Origin of the sequence: Chromohalobacter beijerinckii (genome assembly GCF_023061185.1) — a bacterium.
In the GTDB taxonomy this organism is placed as follows: Bacteria; Pseudomonadota; Gammaproteobacteria; order Pseudomonadales; family Halomonadaceae; genus Chromohalobacter; species Chromohalobacter beijerinckii.
Genome location: NZ_JAKGAK010000002.1, coordinates 283594 through 301546, shown reverse-complemented (window position 1 = coordinate 301546; position 17953 = coordinate 283594). Strand labels below are relative to the sequence as shown.

Here is a 17953-nt window from a genome sequence, read left to right as displayed (position 1 = left end):
CGGTCCGCCCTCGCTCGATGGTGAGCCCAGGCCCTACCCCCTCAAGAAAGATATTCCGAGTAGCTTTCGGCCAGCTTCTGGATGTTCTCGTCCATGTACTGCAAATGCGCTTTCATGGCGCTTTCCGCAGCGTCAGGATCGCGGTTGGCGATGGCGTCGATGATCCGCGTGTGTTCCTCGACGATGGCGGGCACGCGCTGTTCGTTGAGAAACAGCATCCGCACTCGGTTGATATGCAGCTGAACGTGGTAAATGATTTGCCAGACTGAGGGTTGCCCAGCGATGTCGGCAATCTTCTGATGAAGCTCTTCGTCGAGGGTTTCGATCTTGTAGTACTGCCCTTGCCGATACACGAGCCGCTGATGCTCAAGATTGTCGTACAGATCTCGAGCATCGCGGTCGCTGCATTGCATGGCGGCGTCGCGTATCAGGGCGCATTCCAGCACCGAGCGCGTGTAGTGAGCCGCCTTGATGACGTCGAGGCGGATGGGCGTCACGAAGGTGCCGCGCTGGGCGAAGATATCGACGAAGCCGTCGTAGCGCAGTCGTATCAGGGCTTCGCGAATCGGCGTGCGGCTGATGCCGAACTCTTCCGACAGCGCTTTTTCATGAATCCTTTCACCGGGTTTCAGTACGGTGGTGATGATCTTGTCGCGTATATCGCTATAGGCACGATCACTCGACGACCGTTCCTGCACCCCTTTCATCATGCTTTTGGCTCCTGGCTGACCCGGCAGATTACGCTCTGTTACCGCCCATCCTACCCTGCCGCCCTAGGCGGGGCTAACCGTTGGCGGCGCGCAGGTATCGCGTATCAAGGAGCGATCAAGCTCCTGCAGGTTGCTGCATCCGAGAAGCCCCAGGGTACGGTCCATCTCCTTGTGCAGTAAGCCAAGTGCATGCTCGACGCCCGCCTGGCCGCCCGCGCCGAGCCCGTAGAGGGTCGTGCGGCCGAGCAGCACCGCGTCCGCCCCCAGCAGCACCGCCTTGAGAATGTCGCTGCCGCGCCTGAAGCCACCGTCCAGCAAGATGGTGAGCGCATCGCCGACGGCGGCCCTGACCTCGGGGAGAATCTCCATCGGCGAGACGGAGCTGTCCAGTTGGCGTCCGCCATGGTTGGACAGCACGATGCCGTCGATGCCGTATTCCACCGCCGTGCGGGCTTCTTCCACCGACAGGATGCCCTTGATCAGCAGGTTGCCGGACCAGTTGTCCCGCAGCCAGCGAATGTCCTCCCAGTTCAGGGAAGGCATCAAGTGCTTGCCAATCTCGGCGGCCGCGCCCTGCACGGAGGAATCCTCGGGCGGCAGGAGATCCCCCAGGTTCTTGAAAGTCGGCACGCCATGCGGATACAGCACATCCTTCATCCAACCGGGCCTGCTCAATACATGCAGCTTGTTGCGCCAGTTGAGCACGAAGGGGCGCGCGTAATTGCGCGTGTCCCACTCCCGGTTGCCGTAGATGGCGCTGTCCGTGGTCACGACGATGGTGTCGTAACCCGACGCCCGGCAGCGGTCGACCAGGTTCTTCACATAGTCATGGTCGCGATAGAAGTAGATCTGCATCCATGGCCATCCACCGGGGACCTTGGCGATCTCCTCCAGCGGCTCGGTCGAGGCATTGCTCAGCGTGAACGGAATCCCCCGGTCCGCCGCAGCCCGGGCCAACTTGGAGTCCCCGTCCTGGGTGATCATGCCGTTGAACCCCGTCGGCCCGATCACGACCGGCATGCTCACCCTGTGGCCCAGCAGGTCTCGGCCGAGATCCCGCTGACTGACATCGGTCAGCGTCTTGGGCGTGAACCGGTAGCGGTTGAAGACGGCCCGATTGTTGCGCAGGCTGACTTCGTCGTCGGCGCCACCATGAATGTATTCATAGACGAAGTTCGGAAGTCGCCGGCGTGCGATCTCGGCAAGCTCCGCGATGCTCAGTGCCTGATCGTAGCGCCGTCTGCGCGGCATGCTTCTTTTCATGTCAGCTCCATCATTCAAGAATACTTAAGGGATAGGTCACGATCTCGGGGAAGAGAATCAGTGTCGGGCTATCCGCAATGCTCGTAAGCCCTCCTACAATCTGGGTGGGAGCTTGCTCTACCGTGACCGCAGAAGCCATGGGAATAGGAATCGACCCCAGCACTGCGGTATCGCAACGGCGGAGCTGGATAACCCAGCAAAGATCACGCCGGCCAGGATGAAAAAGGAATGGCCATCAAGACAAAACTATTGGCCCCGGTGAACCAACCAGAGCGCGGTTTATGATGGCTGAGAGTGAGTATGTCATTTGTTGTGCTCCCCGTTCGCTGATACAGGTGCTGGCATCGAAGGCTCTCTACGGAGCCTTCTAATATACTAGTATTCACTATATGGAACGCCTAGAAAGACTTTTGTCTAAACACGAACGTCCTGGCGCTTGTGCTGGCGATGAACAGGGAGGTCGAGGCGTGCAGGTCAGGAGAGAGCACCCCGGCGTTTAAGGTCTTGGCACTGAGCGATGCTCCCACGGATTGAGTATATCGATGCCAAGCGCCTCGAAGTCCTTCACGTTGCGTGTCGCCAGCGTCGCGTGATGCTGCCGACAGATCGCGGCGATTTGAGCGTCAGCGGTATGCACCACCCTGCCTGCACGCTCACTGATTGCTACTGATTCTGCGTAGTGCACCGCCGCCACCTCATCGAACGGCAGAATGCGGCCTGCAAAATCTTCCTCGAACATCGCTGCTGCCATGGCGGCGAAACGGCGTTGGCGCTTGCCACTGGGCAAGCGCTCGATGCCATAGAGTATTTCCGCCACGGTAATAGCGGTAATAGTCACTTCACTCGCATCTTGGCTATCCAACCAGTCGACAACGCACGCGTCTGGTGTGGGCCGCATAAGCTCTGATAGCACATTGGTATCCAGGACGATCATACGTCGAGGTCCGGAGCGCGAGGCTTGTCAGACCTGGCTGGCATCTCCAGCTCGACACCTCCCGCTGTTGCAAAGCGCTCTCGTATACGGCTGCCTAATCCCCCTTTTTGAGGCTGGTTCAAGGCGCCGCGAAGAATAATACGCACCTCCTCTTCCATGGAGTGGCCATGCTTGGCCGCTTCCATACGAAGCTGAGCCTTTATTTGCTCGTCCAAATTGCGAATCGTGATCGATGCCATACTAGCCTCTCCATACGATCTCAATGCAATCAATGATAGCACCAAACTGTTAAAAGAACCTGCTCGACGGGAGGCATGATCGATGTTCTATGGTAGGAGATGAGTGGCTAGTGGCAGCCTTTGAGTGTCGCGCAAAATAGATGCCGACGCGCTGCGAAACTGCACACTTGGAAAGAAATCAGTCCAGTGCCTGGCCGCCAGGTGATTGTCGATCAACCTGATCAGGGGCGTCTTCGCCAATTAACATAGGCTTATCGTCCTGCCAGATAACAGCATAGTGACCCAAACGCTGCTTGCGCTCCAAGGTCTCCGACACAGCAGCACGGAGGCTATCCAACATTTCCTGAGTATCAGGTGTGAGCTGAGTCATGATCGCGCCTCCCGAGTGAGAACATTAAACAGCCTTTCATTAAGAACTTGCCGATCTGCACCGCACTGTTCAAATACAGGTTCCGGCGCCCCACCGATATACCAATGGCTTCTTCAATTTCTTGAAGGAAAATACGGCTAGCAGCAAGGAGTTCACGTTCTGGAGCCAACGGGGAAAGACCCGCAGCAATAAGGTCTGCGTTGATGAAGCGAGTACAATTGGCCACGTGGGGAAGATAGTTAAGAGCAAAGGTTGTCTTGCCCGCTCCATTGGGCCCCGCAACAATCCAACAAGTCGCTCTACGAACGTTATGGGCCACTGCGCATCCCTCCTGAATGGGCACATACAAGAAGTGTCCAAGCTAGCCTGTATTCGTACGGTCAATTCTAGGCTATAGGCCAGGCAGTACGTCAGTCGACTATCAAAGCATTTGGTGGGCCCAGGCGGACTCGAACCGCCGACCAAGGGATTATGAGTCCCCTGCTCTAACCAACTGAGCTATAGGCCCTATCGCAACGGGGCAGTATCATAGCGGAAGCCGATAAACGAGACTAGGGGTGATTGGCCCCTGGAATGTAATTCCATCCCATGGAGGGTTTGGTGATGTATCAGATGAAGCGAATGGTGCGTCGTGTTGCTTGGGCGGCGGCATTGGGCGTGGTCGCGCTGCCTTGCGTGGCGCAGGCGGATTGGCAGTTGGATCCAGAGAAGTCACGCGTCGAGGCGACGATCACCGAGATCACGTCGTCCGGCGAGTCGGTGGCACATCGCCATGCATTGAAGCGCATGAACGGCCATATCGCCGAGGATGGCACACTGCGCCTGCCCGTACGGCTCAATCAAACCGATGTCTTGGATCAATTGGGAGACCTCCCGCCGTGGATGGAGAGCTTGTCGGATACCGAGCTGACCACAGTGGTCACGCAACTGGACCCGAGCGTGCTCGAAAACCTACCCGTCGGCGAGTCCCGTACCGAGACGCTGATGCTCAGCGTGAAGGATGGTGATGCCTCGCAGCAGGAGCCGCTGAAGGTGCGTTTCACGCGTGAGAGCGAAGACGAAATACGCGTGCGCAATGCCGAGGCGGTGGCCCTGGATGGCCAGGTCATCATGCAGAACCAGACCGCGCGCACGGTGCTCGGCCTGCTCGGCTATCAGCAGATCGACGACGAAGTGCCGATCGAACTCGACGCTGTGCTGGTGGATCGCTGACGCATGCAGGAAACGCTCGATCTCCCCGCCGGCTGTCAGGACTGGCAGCAGGCGTGGCCCTGGCCGCATACGCTACCCCATGTCGCCTGGCGGGGGGTGAATTTCACGGCAGACGCAATATGCGAAGCGACTTTTACCGAGCACGGCATCGCCCTGCCAACAGGGCTTAGCTCGGCCATTGCCAAGCGCCGCGCGGAATTTCTCGCCGGACGCCTGTGCGCTCGCGATGCCCTGCGCGCCGTGACGGGCCATGCCGAAGTGCCGGGAATCGCGGAGACACGGGCGCCTTGCTGGCCAGCGGGCACAGTCGGAAGCATCACGCACAGTGCCGGTTTCGCCGCCGCCCTGGCGGCGCCGGCTCGCCATTGGCAGGGGCTGGGGTTGGATGCCGAAACACTGATGCCGGCGGCACGCGCGACGCGTCTCTCGCCGCAGATTCTCACGCCCCGGGAACGCGACTGGCGCGACCGGCTCCCCGCCGAGGATCAGGCATTGTTCACCACCCTAGTTTTCTCCTGTAAAGAAAGCCTGTTCAAGGCACTGTTCCCGCTAGTGCAGCGACGCTTTTACTTTCAGGATGCCGAACTCGCGGACTGGCAGCCCGAGGAAGGCCGCGTCACGCTTCATCTGCTCACCACACTCGCCCCTGCTTGGCCCGCCGGCACGCCGTGCCATGGCCAGTACGTGGCGGATCCACGCCGGCTCTTGAGTGTGATCGCGTTACCCAACGAGCATGAGTGCCCCGGGCATCCTTGAGCTAGCCTGAGCCTGACGCCACCTGCCTGCCTCCTTGTTGAACCCTCTCTAATCATAATGATTATCGTTGAGTTTTGATTTCGCATGCGTATGCTGTCACGCGCATACGAATAACACTCAATATCAAGGGTATCGCCATGAAGAAGACATTCTCACTCGGCCTGGTCATCGCCACTGGGGGCGTGGCGCTGAATGCCCAGGCACAGGAAGCACAAGACACCATGGTGGTGGTCGGCGCGCGCACGCCTACGGAGATCAGTCAGATCCCCGGGGCGGTCTGGATCGTGGAAGAAGCGCAGATCCAGCAGCAACTGCGCTCGGGACAATCTCTGAAATCAGCCCTGGGGCGGCTGATTCCGGGGTTCGACTTCGGTTCGAGCACCAATCGCACCAGCTACGCCCAGAACTTCCGGGGCCGCGATGCGCTGGTGATGATCAACGGTGTGTCGTTGAACAACTCGCGCAGTCTGTCGCGTCAGTTCGATTCCATCGATCCTTTCAACATCGCGCGCATCGAGGTGCTCTCCGGCGCGAGCAGCCTCTACGGGGGCGGCGCCACCGGCGGCATCATCAACATCATCACCAAGAAGGGTGAGCAAGGCGGCCCGCATTTCGAAAGCGAGCTGGGCCTCACCAGCGGCTTCAATGCCTCGGACGACCTGTCTCGGCGCGCCGCGCAATCGGTCTCGGGCGGCAACGAGCGCGTTCAGGGGCGACTGGCCGTGGCGGTGCAGGAAAACGGCTCGTTCTACGATGCCGACGGGGACATCATCAAGCCCGACATCGCCCAGACGGGACTCCAGGAAAACCGCTCCGTCGACCTGATGGGCAATATCGAGGCCAAGCTGAGCGATCATGAGCGCCTGGATATCACCGCCCAGTATTACGACTCCTCCTACGTGGGCGACAAGGGGCTCTACTACCCGAATTACGAGAGCGGCGCGGAATATTCGGACAAGATCCAGAACAGCGAGGTCCGCGACGGCTACGACTCGGACGTCGACCCCGAGACCGAGCGGCTGTATCTCAACGCCAACTACCATCACGATGCCCTGCTCGGCCAGCGCTTCTATTTCCAGGCCTACCACCGCGAAGAGTCCTCGGTCTTCAACCCGTTCCCCGGCGGCAGCACCTTCACCGTCTCGGAACAGAACACCGACTTGACCGGCGCCAAGGCGGTCTTCACGGCATCACCGAGCGACCCGCTGAGCGTGACCTACGGGCTCGACGCCTCGCGGGAGGAATTCGATTCCAAGCGCTATACGCTGGCGCCTTCCGAGGGCGGCCTGGAACTCGACCGGACCGACGTGCTCGACCCGTATTATCCGTCGTTCCAGGCCGACACCCTGGCCGCGTTCGTGCAGGCGGATTATCAGCTCACCTCGAACCTGCAGCTGTCCGGCGGCGCGCGGGTGGAGCAAACCGATGTCGAGGTCGAGCCTCAGGGCGGCAACGACGGCGGCTCCAACGACTACGACGTCTCGCTGTTCAATCTCAAGGCGCTCTACGACTTCCAGAACGGGCAGCAGACCTGGCTGGCGTATACCCAGGGCTTCGAGATTCCGGATATCGCCAAGGCGTATCGCGACGTCAGCTTCGACATCTCCGACAACCCCGTGGACGGCATCAAGACCCAGCAGCTCGAGGCCGGCTGGCGCCTCACCGGGCGCGATTGGCAATCGCAGATCGCCGCGTATTACAGCTGGTCGGACAAGGCGATCGACTATCTCTATACCAACGATGGCGAACTCGAGATCGGGGTGACCACCATCGACAAGGACGTGAGAACGTACGGCCTGGAAGGCAAGGTCGAACGCTTCGTCGGCGCCAACTGGCTGTTCGGCTCGGCCTTCAACTGGGTCAAGTCCGAGGAGAAGGTCGGCGGTGAATGGGTCGATACCAGCGTCACCGAGGCCAGCCTGCCCACCGCCACCCTGTATGGCGAATGGTCGGACGTCGATACCCGCGCGCGCCTGCAGGTCAACCGTGCCTTCGGCATCGACGACGCCTCGGGCAACGAGATCGACGGCTTCACCACGGTGGATGCCACCGCCAGCCAGGACACGGCCTACGGCACCTTCAGCCTGGGCGTCGAAAACCTGCTCGACGAGAGCTACGTGACGATCTGGGGGCAACGCGCCGCCGTGTTCTATGAAGCCTATGACGCGCAATCCCTGTGGGATCTCCAGGGACGTGGGCGCACCTATACTCTGACCTGGTCGCACGCCTACTAGGCATTCGGCGCCGCTTCCCAAGACCACTGCACCTCAAGACCACTACATCTCAAGACCGCACGCTCACGACGGCCCGCTGCCCAGGCGGGCCGTTTCACTACGCTTACCCCGCGTCATGACGGCGCCGAGAGTTTTGATAACCGTTCTTATTTGAATTACGATTGCGCCCTACGCTTTTCCCGCTTGGGGTCCACCTGATGTTCAACGTCGACGCTGCCAGCTTCGAGGTCAACGGCCAGTGCCTGTTGCACCCCACCGACCTCGCCTTCGAGGAAGGCAAGGTGTATGGGCTGATCGGCCACAATGGCTCGGGCAAGTCGACCCTGCTCAAGCTTCTCGCGCAGCAGCAAGCCCCGAGCCGAGGCGAGATCCGCCTCGACAAGCGCCCTCTAGCCGACTGGGGCACACGCGAGTTCGCTCGCCACGTGGCGTATCTGCCCCAGCATCTGCCCGGCGCCGACAACCTCACCGGCCGCGAGCTGGTGGGCTTCGGACGCTATCCCTGGCATGGCCTTCTGGGGCGTCTCAACGATAAGGACAAGACGCAGATCGATCGCGCCATCGCGCTGACCCACACCGAAGCCTTCGCCGACCGGCTGGTCGATACGCTCTCCGGTGGCGAGCGGCAGCGGGTGTGGCTCGCCATGCTGCTGGCCCAGGAAAGCCGGTTTCTGCTGCTGGACGAACCGCTGGCGGCGCTGGACATCGCCCATCAGGTGGAAGTGCTGGCCTTGGTGCGATCACTGTGTCGTGAGTTGGGGCTAGGCGTCGTCATCGTCCTTCACGACGTCAACATGGCGGCGCGTTATTGCGATCATCTGATCGCCCTGCACAGCGGGCAAGTGCTTGCCCAAGGCGCGCCCAGCGACTTGATGTGCGATGCCACCCTGGAAGCCATCTACGGCATCCCCATGCGGGTCATGTCCCACCCCGGCGGCGAGCACCCCATCGCCGTGCTGCATTGATGGAGTCGCTGTGACGCCGTTGTCGATGCGCGGAGACACTCTCCGCTTTCACCTCCTTGCCTTGGCATTGCTGGTGCTTCTCGCCGGGCCGCATACCGCCAGCGCCGCTGACACGCCGCGTATCGCCACCGTCGACTGGACCATCGCCGAAACGCTGCTGGCACTCGGCGTGACGCCCGTGGGTGTGGCGCAAACGGATGCCTACCGCGAATGGGTAGGCGCACCGCCGCTACCCGACGACGTGGTCGATATCGGCCTGCGTGCGCAACCCAACCGTGAACTGCTGGCCCAGCTCGCGCCTGATCGCATTCTGCTCTCGCCGATGTTCAGCACCCTGTCGCCCAGCCTCGAACGTATCGCCCCGACCGACACCGTCGCGCTTTATACCCCCGGCAGCGATCTGTGGACGCGGCTGAAAAGTGCCACCCGCGAGATCGGCGCCATTGCCAACCGCAAGGCGGAGGCGGACACACTGCTCGCCTGGCTGGACGTTCACCTCGCGCTCTTGCGGCAAACGCTCGCTAGCCGGGAGATCGGCGACCGGCCCTTGCTCGTCGTGCAGTTCGTCGACGACCGTCATGTGCGCGTGTTCGGCGAAAATAGTCTCTATAACGCTGTCATGCAGCGCCTGGGCCTGGAAAACGCCTGGCAGGACAACACCAATTACTGGGGATTCTCCACCGTGGGACTGGAAACATTGGCCAAGCTCGATGATGCACGCCTGGTCGTGATCGAGCCGCTGCCCGTCGGCGTCGAAGAGCGCCTCGAATCGAGCGCTCTGTGGCAACACTTGCCGTCCGTACGTCGCGACGACGTGCTCACGCTGCCACCGGTATGGAGTTTCGGCGGCGCCCCCTCCGCGGCACGCTTCGCCGATCATCTTAGCCAGACGCTCATCGACGCGGCCGCAACACCGCCGACCCATGAGACGCCTGATGAGTGACTGGATCTCCCGTTCCTTGCCGTTCCCGCATTTCGTGCTGACCCCTGCGCGTCTCTGCACACTGCTCGCGCTGGTGTGTCTTGCTCTGAGCGGTCTCTCACTGGCAACGCAACTGCCCGTCGCGCAGTGGGCGCAGGCGCTGTTCGCCCCCGACGAAGGCAACATCGATCAGCTACTGACGCACTACAGCTGGCTGCCACGCTGGACGATCGCCCTGCTGGCCGGTGGCGCCCTGGGCATCGCCGGGGTCTTGATGCAGCAAGTGCTGCGCAATCCCCTGGCCGCGCCCACGACCCTTGGCGTCGCGACGGGTGCACAACTTGCCTTGCTGCTCGCCACGCTGTTCGCGCCGGGGCTGCTCGTTCTCGGCCGCGAATGGGTGGCTCTGGTGGGCGGCGGTCTGGCCATGGGGCTGGTGTTCGCCCTGGCGTGGCGACGCGGCCTCGCGCCCATGGTGGTGGTACTCGCCGGATTGGTGGTCAATCTCTACCTGGGCGCGGTCAGCACCACGCTGATTCTCTTTCACCAGGAAGAGTTGCGAGGCTTGATGGTGTGGGGCGCGGGGTCGCTCTCGCAAAACAGCTGGGACGGCGTGCTCTATCTGCTCCCGCGCCTGGCCATCGCGCTGGTGCTGGCCGGGCTCATGCTGCGCCCGCTGGCGATCCTCGAGCTCGACGACGTCAACGCCCGCAGCCTGGGTGTCTCGCTCAAGCATCTGCGCCTGATGAGCCTGGGGCTAGCAGTCTTCATCACCGCCTGCGTGGTCAGCGTGATCGGCATCATTGGTTTCATTGGCCTGGCGGCACCGGCCATCGTCCGCTTGCTGGGCGCGCGCACGCTGCCCCAGCGCTTGCTATGGGCGCCGATATTGGGCGCCTTGCTGCTGACCACGACCGACCAACTCTTGCAGCGGTTTTCCGGTGCGCTACCGACCATGATCCCCACTGGTGCGACGACCGCCGCCCTGGGGGCGCCGCTGCTGTTATGGCTGATTCCGCGTCTCAAGCTGGGAGGTGATCGCCCACATGCCGCGCCCATGCTGACGGCGCCGCGTCGTCGGCATCCCGGCCGCTTGCTGATGGCCTTGGGGCTGGCACTCACGGTCGCGCTCGCGGCCTCTCTGTTGCTCGGCCAGAATAGCGAGGGATGGGCCTGGCCCTCGTGGGCAATTTGGCAAGCCACACATGAATGGCGCTTGCCGCGCACCCTGGCAGCGGCAGGTGCCGGCACGTTATTGGCCCTGGCCGGCACGCTGATCCAGCGCGTCACCGGCAATCCCATGGCCAGTCCGGAAGTCGTCGGGATCAGTGGCGGCACCGCCATCGGCCTGATCGGTGTGGTCATGCTCGTGCCCGGTGTGGGCCTGCCGATGCTACTGATCGCCGGCACCCTGAGCGCCTTGGCGACGCTCGGGGTACTGCTGCTGATCAACCGCCGCAGCGGCTTTCAACCGGAGCGCGTGCTGCTGACGGGGATCGCCATCACCGCTCTGTTCGACCCCCTGCGCAGCATCGTGCTGGCCAACGGCGACCCGCGCACGCAGCAACTGCTCGCCTGGATGTCCGGCTCGACCTATTACGTCGACACCGTGCTGGCCGTCGCCGTGGCGGCAAGCGCCGTGATCTTGACACTCGCGATGCAATGCCTATCGCGCTGGCTGGACCTGTTGCCGATGGGCAACTCCAGCGCCCGCGCGCTGGGCGTCAATGTCGACCGGGCGCGTCTCGCGCTGCTGGGCGTCGTCGCCTTGCTCACCGCCGCCGCCACCCTGGTGGTCGGGCCGCTTTCCTTCGTCGGCCTTCTCGCACCGCACATGGCACGCCTGCTCGGCGCGGCGCGAGCACGCGCGCACCTGCTCGCCGCCGCCCTGCTGGGGGCGCTCTTGATGGTGCTGGCCGACTGGCTGGGACGCCAGTGGCTGTTCCCCCAGGAAATTCCCGCCGGCTTGATGTCCTCCCTACTCGGCGGCGCCTACTTCATGTGGACGCTGCGGCGGCTGTAGGAAGAAGACGGAAGACGGAAGACGGAAGACGGAAGACGGAAGACGGAAGATGGAAGATGGAAGATGGAAGACAATAGTCTCGGCATGTGAAATATGACGATCAAACAAAATGGCCCGGGAGCATGAGCTGCCCCCGGGCCATTTTCTTCTTCTACTTTGCTTTACTTTCTTTCAGCTTATCTCTGACTTCTTATAACGCCTGGATTACCAACGATACTTGAGGCTGCCGATCACGCTGCGCGACTCGCCGTAGTAGCAGTAATAGTCGCAGCTGGCGACGTACTCTTCATCGGTGAGGTTATTGGCATTGATCTGAGCAGTCCAGTGCGTATTGAAGTCGTAGCTTGCCATGGCGTCATACAGAGTATAGGACGGCACGTCACTATCGATGCTACTCCCCGGGCTAGCCACGGACTTGCCCACGTAGCGCACACCGCCACCCACTTTCAGCCCTTTAACGGCTCCTTTGGTGAAGTCGTAATCCAGCCACGCGGAAGCCTGATGACGCGGGATAAGTTCCTTGCGCTGGTCACTTTGGTTGCGTGCATCCGTATACGTATATGCGGCCGTCAACTGGAGTGAATCCGTGAGATAGCCCACGCCCTCGAGTTCAAACCCAGTAGAAGTCGTTTCACCGCCTTGCTGTTGATCTCCGGTCGGCTGGGTGACAAAGGAGTTGGATTCTTCGATGTCAAACACCGCCGCACTCACGTAACCATCCCAGGAAGAAGGCGCGTACTTAACCCCCGCCTCCCACTGTTTACCTTCGATTTCTTCGAAAACCGCACCCTGAGCGTCAGTCTGAGCTTGCGGCCTGAACGACTCGGTATAGCTGAGATACGGGCTCACCCCGTTATCACCTAAGTACATCAGGCCGCCGGAGAAGGAGGTCTCGGACTGGGTCTCATCGACTGTGACATCCGAATCCTGATTCGTATTCTTCACATCGGCACTATCATGACGAACACTGCCCAGCAGCACCCAGCGATCATCGATGCGCAGTTGGTCCTGTACATAAACGCCAAGCTGCTGTTTATCGATCTGCCGGCCTATCAGTTGGCTGTCAGGTACCGGCGTAGCGGTCGTGTTAGGGTTGAAGATATCGACGGTATCGTAGGTGTAATTGTCATATTCCTTGCCATCAAGGCTCAGGTCCTGATAGTCGACACCGAACAGCAGCGTATTTTCCGTGCGTTCGGTATACCACTTGCCAACCATACGGTTATCGATGGTAAAGCTGTCAATCTCACCGTCACGCTGCAGATGGCCACGATATGCCGTCCGATCATCATTGCGATACGACATCAGGTACGTACTACGCAGATCCAGATCTAAGTGGCTGTAACGAAAGTTTTGCTCGAACTTCCAAGTGTCATCGAGCTGATGCTGAAGTTCATAACCGATACCGAACTGGGTATGCTCATCTTTATCGTAGTCCGAAGCACCGTAATTAGTCTCGGGATCGACTTTGCCATAGGGGGTATCTTCCAGCGTACTGTAAGCTAGTTTGAAGGGGTTTTCAGGGACGCCGTCGTCCTTCTGATAACTGGCCAGCACAGTCAACTGGGTGTCATCGGAGATATCCCACTCGAGGCTCGGCGCGAAGTAGACACGCTCGTTATCCGTGTCATTCAAATCACCATCGCGTTCTTTATATAGCCCCACCATCCGATAGCGTACATCACCGCTTTCGGTGACGGGTCCTGATGTATCGATTCCGAATTGGCGGTGATTACGGTTACCGGCCTGGATCTCGATCTCACCACGCTTCTCGGCGGTGGGACGTTTACTGACGGCATTGACTATCCCACCCGAGGGTGCTTCGCCGTAGAGAATCGACGCTGGCCCTTTAAAGACATCGACACTCTCTAAGCCATAAGGCTCGGGCGTCCATTTGTAATACCCAGGTGAGTAAAGACGCAATCCATTCAAATAGGTCGCCTGATCGAAACCGCGCACCTTGAGCCAGTCGGTGTTGTTATCCGCACCAAAATGACCCGACAGCACACCGGAGCGATAACGGAAGCTTTCGTCGAGGCTCTGGACGTTACGTTCATCGAGGTCTTCACGATTCACGCTGGATACCGAACGCGGCGTCTCGGCAAGCGGCATGGCAACCTTCAGCGCCGTCGCGGTCACGACCACGGTATCGCTCTGGGGGACGTCGTCTTGTGCCTGCACCGCTAGCGGGCAGCCGAGCAGCAGCGTTGCCATCGCCACGCGGCGGGCCGGTGACGACAGCACGTTGAAAGGTTGAGGTGAGGGGCGGGAGCGGGACATGAGGTTTCCTTGTGACATTTTATTAGCAGACGGCCGGGAGCATACGCGTCAAGCAAATCCTATCGCATATGATAAGAATTGTGATTTGTTTTCACAATGACGAACGTTCAACGCTGCCCCTGCTCGCCATCACACCTCGCCTGATGTGTTCTCGAGCCGTGCCACGGCGTCGCGGCTGACGCGCTCGCGCATCTCGCCGGTCAGTTCGCTCAACTGCCCCGCGCGCATTTCCAGTAGTCGATCGGCGTGCTGGAAGTAGTGATCGTCGTGGCTGATGGCGAAGACGGTCTTGCCGTGTTCGCGCAGCAAGGGCAGCAGCTCGCGGTAGAAGATGCGCCGGAACTGCGGGTCCTGGTCCGCCGCCCATTCGTCGAGTAGTAGGATATCGCGCTGCTCGGCCACCGCCAGCAGCAACGCCAGGCGCTTGCGCTGCCCCTGGGAGAGCTGCGTGTCGGTCACCCGCCACCCATCGAAATGCAGCTTCTCGCCCATGCCCAGGCGCGCGATCCAGGCGTCGGCCAGGGCCGTGTCCGGTGCCTCGCCATCAGGGCCGATCACCTGATCGAAGAGATGAAAGTCGGTGAATACGGCGGCGAAGCGGCTACGAAACGCCTGCCAGCCGGCCTCGTTCACCGGGGCGCCATCGATGAGAATTTCACCGCTGCGGGGCTGGTAGAGCCCGGTCAACAGGCGCGCCAGCGTCGATTTTCCGCTGCCGTTGCCACCGATCAGAAACACCAGTTCACCACGCGATAAGGTGAGATCGACCGGCCCCACTTCGAATCCCTTGCCATGCTCGCCCGCTGCATAGGCAAAGGTCACGCCGCGCAGCTCCAGTGTCTGCCAGTCGCCGTGCGCGGCGCTCTCGCCGAACTCGGCGCGATACTCGGTCAACGCCAGCGTCTTGAGCTTATCGAAGGCGACCTGGGCACTGAGCAGCGTGGGCAACGCCCCCACCGCCTGAATCAGGGGCGTACGCAGGAACAAAAGCGTCAGCGAATAGGTCGCCGCCACGTTGGTATTGGCCCAACCGAGACCATTGGCGAGGAAGAACACCATGCCAATGGCGCCCAGCATCATGATGTTCGACCAGTTCACCGCACTCAGATGGAAGGTGTCAGAGCGGATGATGTGATGCCGATAGGCCTTGGCGTCGCGCTCGTAGACATCCTCGTACAGCGTCTTGGCACGGTCGCGGTTGAGCGCCAATTCCTTGCGACCGTCGATCACCGCCTCGTAATCCTTGTAGAGCCGATCCTCTGTCTCGCGCACCTGCCCCAAATGGCGATACACATGCGATACCAGATACCAACCCCCCACCACGGTCACCGCCACCCAAAGCGCAGTGATGAATAGCATCCCCGGCGAGAGCCAGGCCAGATAAGCAGCCGAGCCCAGTGTCAGGATCACACCCTGTACCAGCTCGGGAAGTCGCACGAAGGCGATGGTGATATTACGAATGTCGCTGGATAAGCTTGCCAGCAGATGCGCGCTGCCCAGACGCTCGATACGCTCGATGTCGGTATCCAGAATTCGCTTGATGAGACGCCCGCGCAGTCGATAGACGAAATGGTGGCCGAGCACAGTCAGCGCCAATTGCGAACCGAGCGTGACCGCCAGCAGCAAGGCGATCAGCCCCAGGAACTGGGGTAGCACCAGTAGCGGGTCGCCTTGGGCCTCGATCAAGTACTGGTTGATGAAGGCGATGACCCCGATACCGAGCCCCGCGCTGGCCAGGCTCAACACCATGACGCCGATGAACGGCCAGCGGTAATCGCGATAGACGACGCGCAAAAGTTCCATGCAATTCTCTAAACGTATTTTTGAAAGTGGCGACGCGCCGCGTTATACGCGACGCCGATGAATGTCAGCGTGGCCCATGATTCTTGCCAATTCTCGCGCCACGTCAAGGTAAAGGATTCTCGTTTTCGTATGCACGTTGCAACGATTCACCACGATTGGCGACAATAGCCCCCATATGGCACTTTCCGCGACCCTAACAGTCGCGTTCAACATCGTCCCGTCCACCTCCGCACCGTGGACGCAGACCCTGAATCAGGCTCGCGCATGCTCGCCCAACTCTTCGCTGTCATGGCCCCCGTGTTCGTGGGCGCCAGTATCGGATTTTTCTGGATACGCCTGGGATACACGTATCCCACCGACTTCGTCACCAAGCTGGTCTTCAATGTCGGCACGCCGTCGTTGATCCTCGCCTCGCTCTCCGGCGCCAACATCGATGCCCATACCTTCGGGCGTACCATGCTGAGCACGCTGGGCGTGCTCCTGGTCATGGCGCTGGCGACCTGGCTGATGGCGATCCTACTGCGCAAGAACTGGCGCGTGCTATTGGCGCCCATGATGTATCCCAACACCGGCAATATGGGCTTACCGGTGGCGCTTTATGCGTTTGGCAGCGAGGGCTTCGCCTACGCCATTACCGTGATGGTGACGGTCGCCCTGGTGCAGTTCACCTTCGGCGTGATGATGATCAGCCGCAGCAATCCGCTGAAGAGTCTGCTGCGTACGCCCACCGTGTATAGCATCCTGCTATCGGTGGCCATCCTGCTGACGGATACCGACCTGCCGTTGTGGATCGACAACACCGTGGAGTTGATCTCCGGCTTCACCGTGCCCTTGATGCTGATCACCCTCGGCGTCTCGCTGGCCAACATACAGGTGCGCAGCTTGTCCTCGGGGCTCGCCTTCAGCCTACTACGCACGGTACTCGCCGTTTGCGTGGCCTTCGGCGTGGGGTGGCTTCTAAACCTCCCGCCCCTGGCGCAGAGCGTGCTCGTGCTGCAAATGAGCATGCCGGTGGCCGTCTACAACTATCTCTTCGCGCAACGTTCACGGCGCGAACCGCAATATGTCGCCAGCCTGGTGTTCTGTTCCACTTTACTGGCCTTCATCTACGTGCCGCTGCTACTGGCGCTGTTCATGTAGCGGGTGAGCCCTGGCGCATGGCGTGTAATTGTCAAAGCACACATCTCTGTTATTCTTCGTAATGAACGCGACGTGCAGGAAGCGCGCGCGTTGTTGGCAAACGTTCAGGAGGAACCGCCATGAATTGGGATCAGATAGAAGGCCGTTGGACCGAGATCAAAGGCAAGGCCAAAGCGTCCTGGGGCGAAATGACCGACGACGAACTCGACCAAGTCGCCGGCAAGCGCGATCAATTGATCGGCAAGCTGCAAGCCAAATACGGGATCACCAAGGAAGAAGCCGAAAAGCGCGCCGATGACTGGGCTCGTTCGATCTAATTACCCATCCTGCCAGCGATTCGACACCCATCGAATAGATAGAACCGACGAAGAAGGAGCTTCTCAATGCGCCATTCACTGCATCGTATGACGCAAACCGCCATTCTCATCGGCGGCCTGAGCCTGACAGGGGTTGCCCTCGCGCAGTCCGAGACGCAGCCTCAAGGGCTGTACTCGGCCGATGAATTGATGGATGCTGACGTCTTTCTCACTGAAAACCCCAATGAAGATGTGGGTGATGTCGAGGACGTGCTGCTAGGCGAAGACATGAGCGTTCAAGCCTTGGTCATCGAAACCGGGGGCGTACTCGACCTCGGCGATACACATCGTGTTATCGATCGCGACAACTTTACCCTCGAGACACAGAACGCCGATGACCTCGACGACTTGGACTATCGCGTCACGCTCGACATGACGCGCGATGATGTCGCCAAGCTACCTGAGTACGATAACGACTGGTGGCAGGATGCCAAAGGGCAGGCCCGCCAAGCATGGAAAGACACCAAGCAAGGCGCCGAAAGCGCTTGGCAAAGCACCAAGTCGGCTACCGCCGACCTGCTGGACGATGCCAGCGATGCCATCAGCGACTGATCGTCAGACTCTCCGCCCATAACGGGTGAAGGCATGAGAAGGCTCGCCATGATGGCGAGCCTTTTTCATGTCGACTTAGCGGCAACGGAACTAACGAGCCGCTCTCGAGACGTCCTTGAGAAAGTCCAACACGAAAAAGGCCACCCGAAGGTGGCCCATTCCGCGAAGCTTATATCACTTGGCACCGACGCAAA

At 60.5% G+C, this 17953-nt stretch carries 16 protein-coding genes and 1 tRNA gene; 9 read left to right on the top strand and 8 right to left on the bottom strand.

Annotated features, from left to right (window positions below; genetic code table 11):
* Nucleotides 1–41: 41 nt before the first annotated feature.
* The 6 genes from L1075_RS03440 to L1075_RS03415 all read right to left on the bottom strand — a co-directional run bounded on the left by L1075_RS03440 (nucleotide 42) and on the right by L1075_RS03415 (nucleotide 4024).
* On the bottom strand, nucleotides 42–710 hold the full coding sequence (locus L1075_RS03440) for a GntR family transcriptional regulator (RefSeq protein WP_246939897.1): 669 nt from the start codon (nucleotides 708–710) through the stop codon (nucleotides 42–44).
* 63 nt (nucleotides 711–773) lie between these two features.
* Nucleotides 774–1973, bottom strand: coding sequence for an alpha-hydroxy acid oxidase (locus tag L1075_RS03435; RefSeq protein WP_246939895.1), 1200 nt, complete (start codon nucleotides 1971–1973; stop codon nucleotides 774–776).
* A gap of 496 nt (nucleotides 1974–2469) precedes the next feature.
* Nucleotides 2470–2907, bottom strand: coding sequence for a type II toxin-antitoxin system VapC family toxin (locus L1075_RS03430; protein WP_246939893.1), 438 nt, complete (start codon nucleotides 2905–2907; stop codon nucleotides 2470–2472).
* Entirely contained in the window at nucleotides 2904–3146 is a 243-nt protein-coding gene (locus tag L1075_RS03425) for a FitA-like ribbon-helix-helix domain-containing protein (RefSeq protein WP_035410883.1), read from the bottom strand. The genes L1075_RS03430 and L1075_RS03425 overlap by 4 nt, the downstream gene beginning before the upstream one ends.
* A gap of 178 nt (nucleotides 3147–3324) precedes the next feature.
* A complete protein-coding gene (locus L1075_RS03420) occupies nucleotides 3325–3516 on the bottom strand; it encodes a hypothetical protein (RefSeq protein WP_246939890.1) in 192 nt (63 codons plus the stop codon).
* 431 nt (nucleotides 3517–3947) lie between these two features.
* A tRNA-Ile gene (locus L1075_RS03415) sits at nucleotides 3948–4024 on the bottom strand.
* 95 nt (nucleotides 4025–4119) lie between these two features.
* On the opposite strand from L1075_RS03415, the gene L1075_RS03410 reads away from it, so the two are divergent.
* The 6 genes from L1075_RS03410 to fhuB all read left to right on the top strand — a co-directional run bounded on the left by L1075_RS03410 (nucleotide 4120) and on the right by fhuB (nucleotide 11628).
* Nucleotides 4120–4728, top strand: a complete 609-nt coding sequence (locus L1075_RS03410; RefSeq protein ID WP_246939889.1) for a hypothetical protein — start codon at nucleotides 4120–4122, stop codon at nucleotides 4726–4728.
* Between the two features lie 3 nt (nucleotides 4729–4731).
* Nucleotides 4732–5484: a 4'-phosphopantetheinyl transferase family protein gene (locus L1075_RS03405; protein WP_246939886.1), complete on the top strand. Its 753-nt coding sequence runs from the start codon at nucleotides 4732–4734 to the stop codon at nucleotides 5482–5484.
* A gap of 137 nt (nucleotides 5485–5621) precedes the next feature.
* The gene (locus L1075_RS03400; RefSeq protein WP_246939884.1) at nucleotides 5622–7718 is read left to right on the top strand and encodes a TonB-dependent receptor; all 2097 of its coding nucleotides are present in this window, start codon (nucleotides 5622–5624) and stop codon (nucleotides 7716–7718) included.
* A 197-nt stretch (nucleotides 7719–7915) separates the two neighbouring features.
* Nucleotides 7916–8683 carry an ATP-binding cassette domain-containing protein gene (locus L1075_RS03395; protein ID WP_246939882.1) on the top strand — a complete coding sequence of 256 codons (768 nt, stop codon included), beginning with the start codon at nucleotides 7916–7918 and terminating at the stop codon, nucleotides 8681–8683.
* Nucleotides 8684–8693: 10 nt separating this feature from the next.
* Nucleotides 8694–9626: an ABC transporter substrate-binding protein gene (locus L1075_RS03390; RefSeq protein WP_246939881.1), complete on the top strand. Its 933-nt coding sequence runs from the start codon at nucleotides 8694–8696 to the stop codon at nucleotides 9624–9626.
* Nucleotides 9619–11628, top strand: coding sequence for a Fe(3+)-hydroxamate ABC transporter permease FhuB (gene fhuB, locus L1075_RS03385; RefSeq protein WP_246939879.1), 2010 nt, complete (start codon nucleotides 9619–9621; stop codon nucleotides 11626–11628). Before L1075_RS03390 ends, fhuB begins: the two co-directional genes overlap by 8 nt.
* 204 nt (nucleotides 11629–11832) lie before the next feature.
* On the opposite strand, the gene L1075_RS03380 is transcribed toward fhuB, so the two are convergent.
* Complete coding sequence (locus L1075_RS03380; RefSeq protein WP_246939877.1) at nucleotides 11833–13908, bottom strand: TonB-dependent siderophore receptor; 2076 nt, start codon at nucleotides 13906–13908, stop codon at nucleotides 11833–11835.
* A gap of 129 nt (nucleotides 13909–14037) precedes the next feature.
* The gene (locus L1075_RS03375; protein WP_246939875.1) at nucleotides 14038–15711 is read right to left on the bottom strand and encodes a multidrug ABC transporter permease/ATP-binding protein; all 1674 of its coding nucleotides are present in this window, start codon (nucleotides 15709–15711) and stop codon (nucleotides 14038–14040) included.
* A 264-nt stretch (nucleotides 15712–15975) separates the two neighbouring features.
* On the opposite strand from L1075_RS03375, the gene L1075_RS03370 reads away from it, so the two are divergent.
* The 3 genes from L1075_RS03370 to L1075_RS03360 all read left to right on the top strand — a co-directional run bounded on the left by L1075_RS03370 (nucleotide 15976) and on the right by L1075_RS03360 (nucleotide 17759).
* The gene (locus L1075_RS03370; protein WP_178997990.1) at nucleotides 15976–16851 is read left to right on the top strand and encodes an AEC family transporter; all 876 of its coding nucleotides are present in this window, start codon (nucleotides 15976–15978) and stop codon (nucleotides 16849–16851) included.
* A gap of 119 nt (nucleotides 16852–16970) precedes the next feature.
* On the top strand, nucleotides 16971–17168 hold the full coding sequence (locus L1075_RS03365) for a CsbD family protein (RefSeq protein WP_075369904.1): 198 nt from the start codon (nucleotides 16971–16973) through the stop codon (nucleotides 17166–17168).
* Nucleotides 17169–17234: 66 nt separating this feature from the next.
* A complete protein-coding gene (locus L1075_RS03360) occupies nucleotides 17235–17759 on the top strand; it encodes a PRC-barrel domain containing protein (protein ID WP_246939874.1) in 525 nt (174 codons plus the stop codon).
* Nucleotides 17760–17953 lie beyond the last annotated feature (194 nt).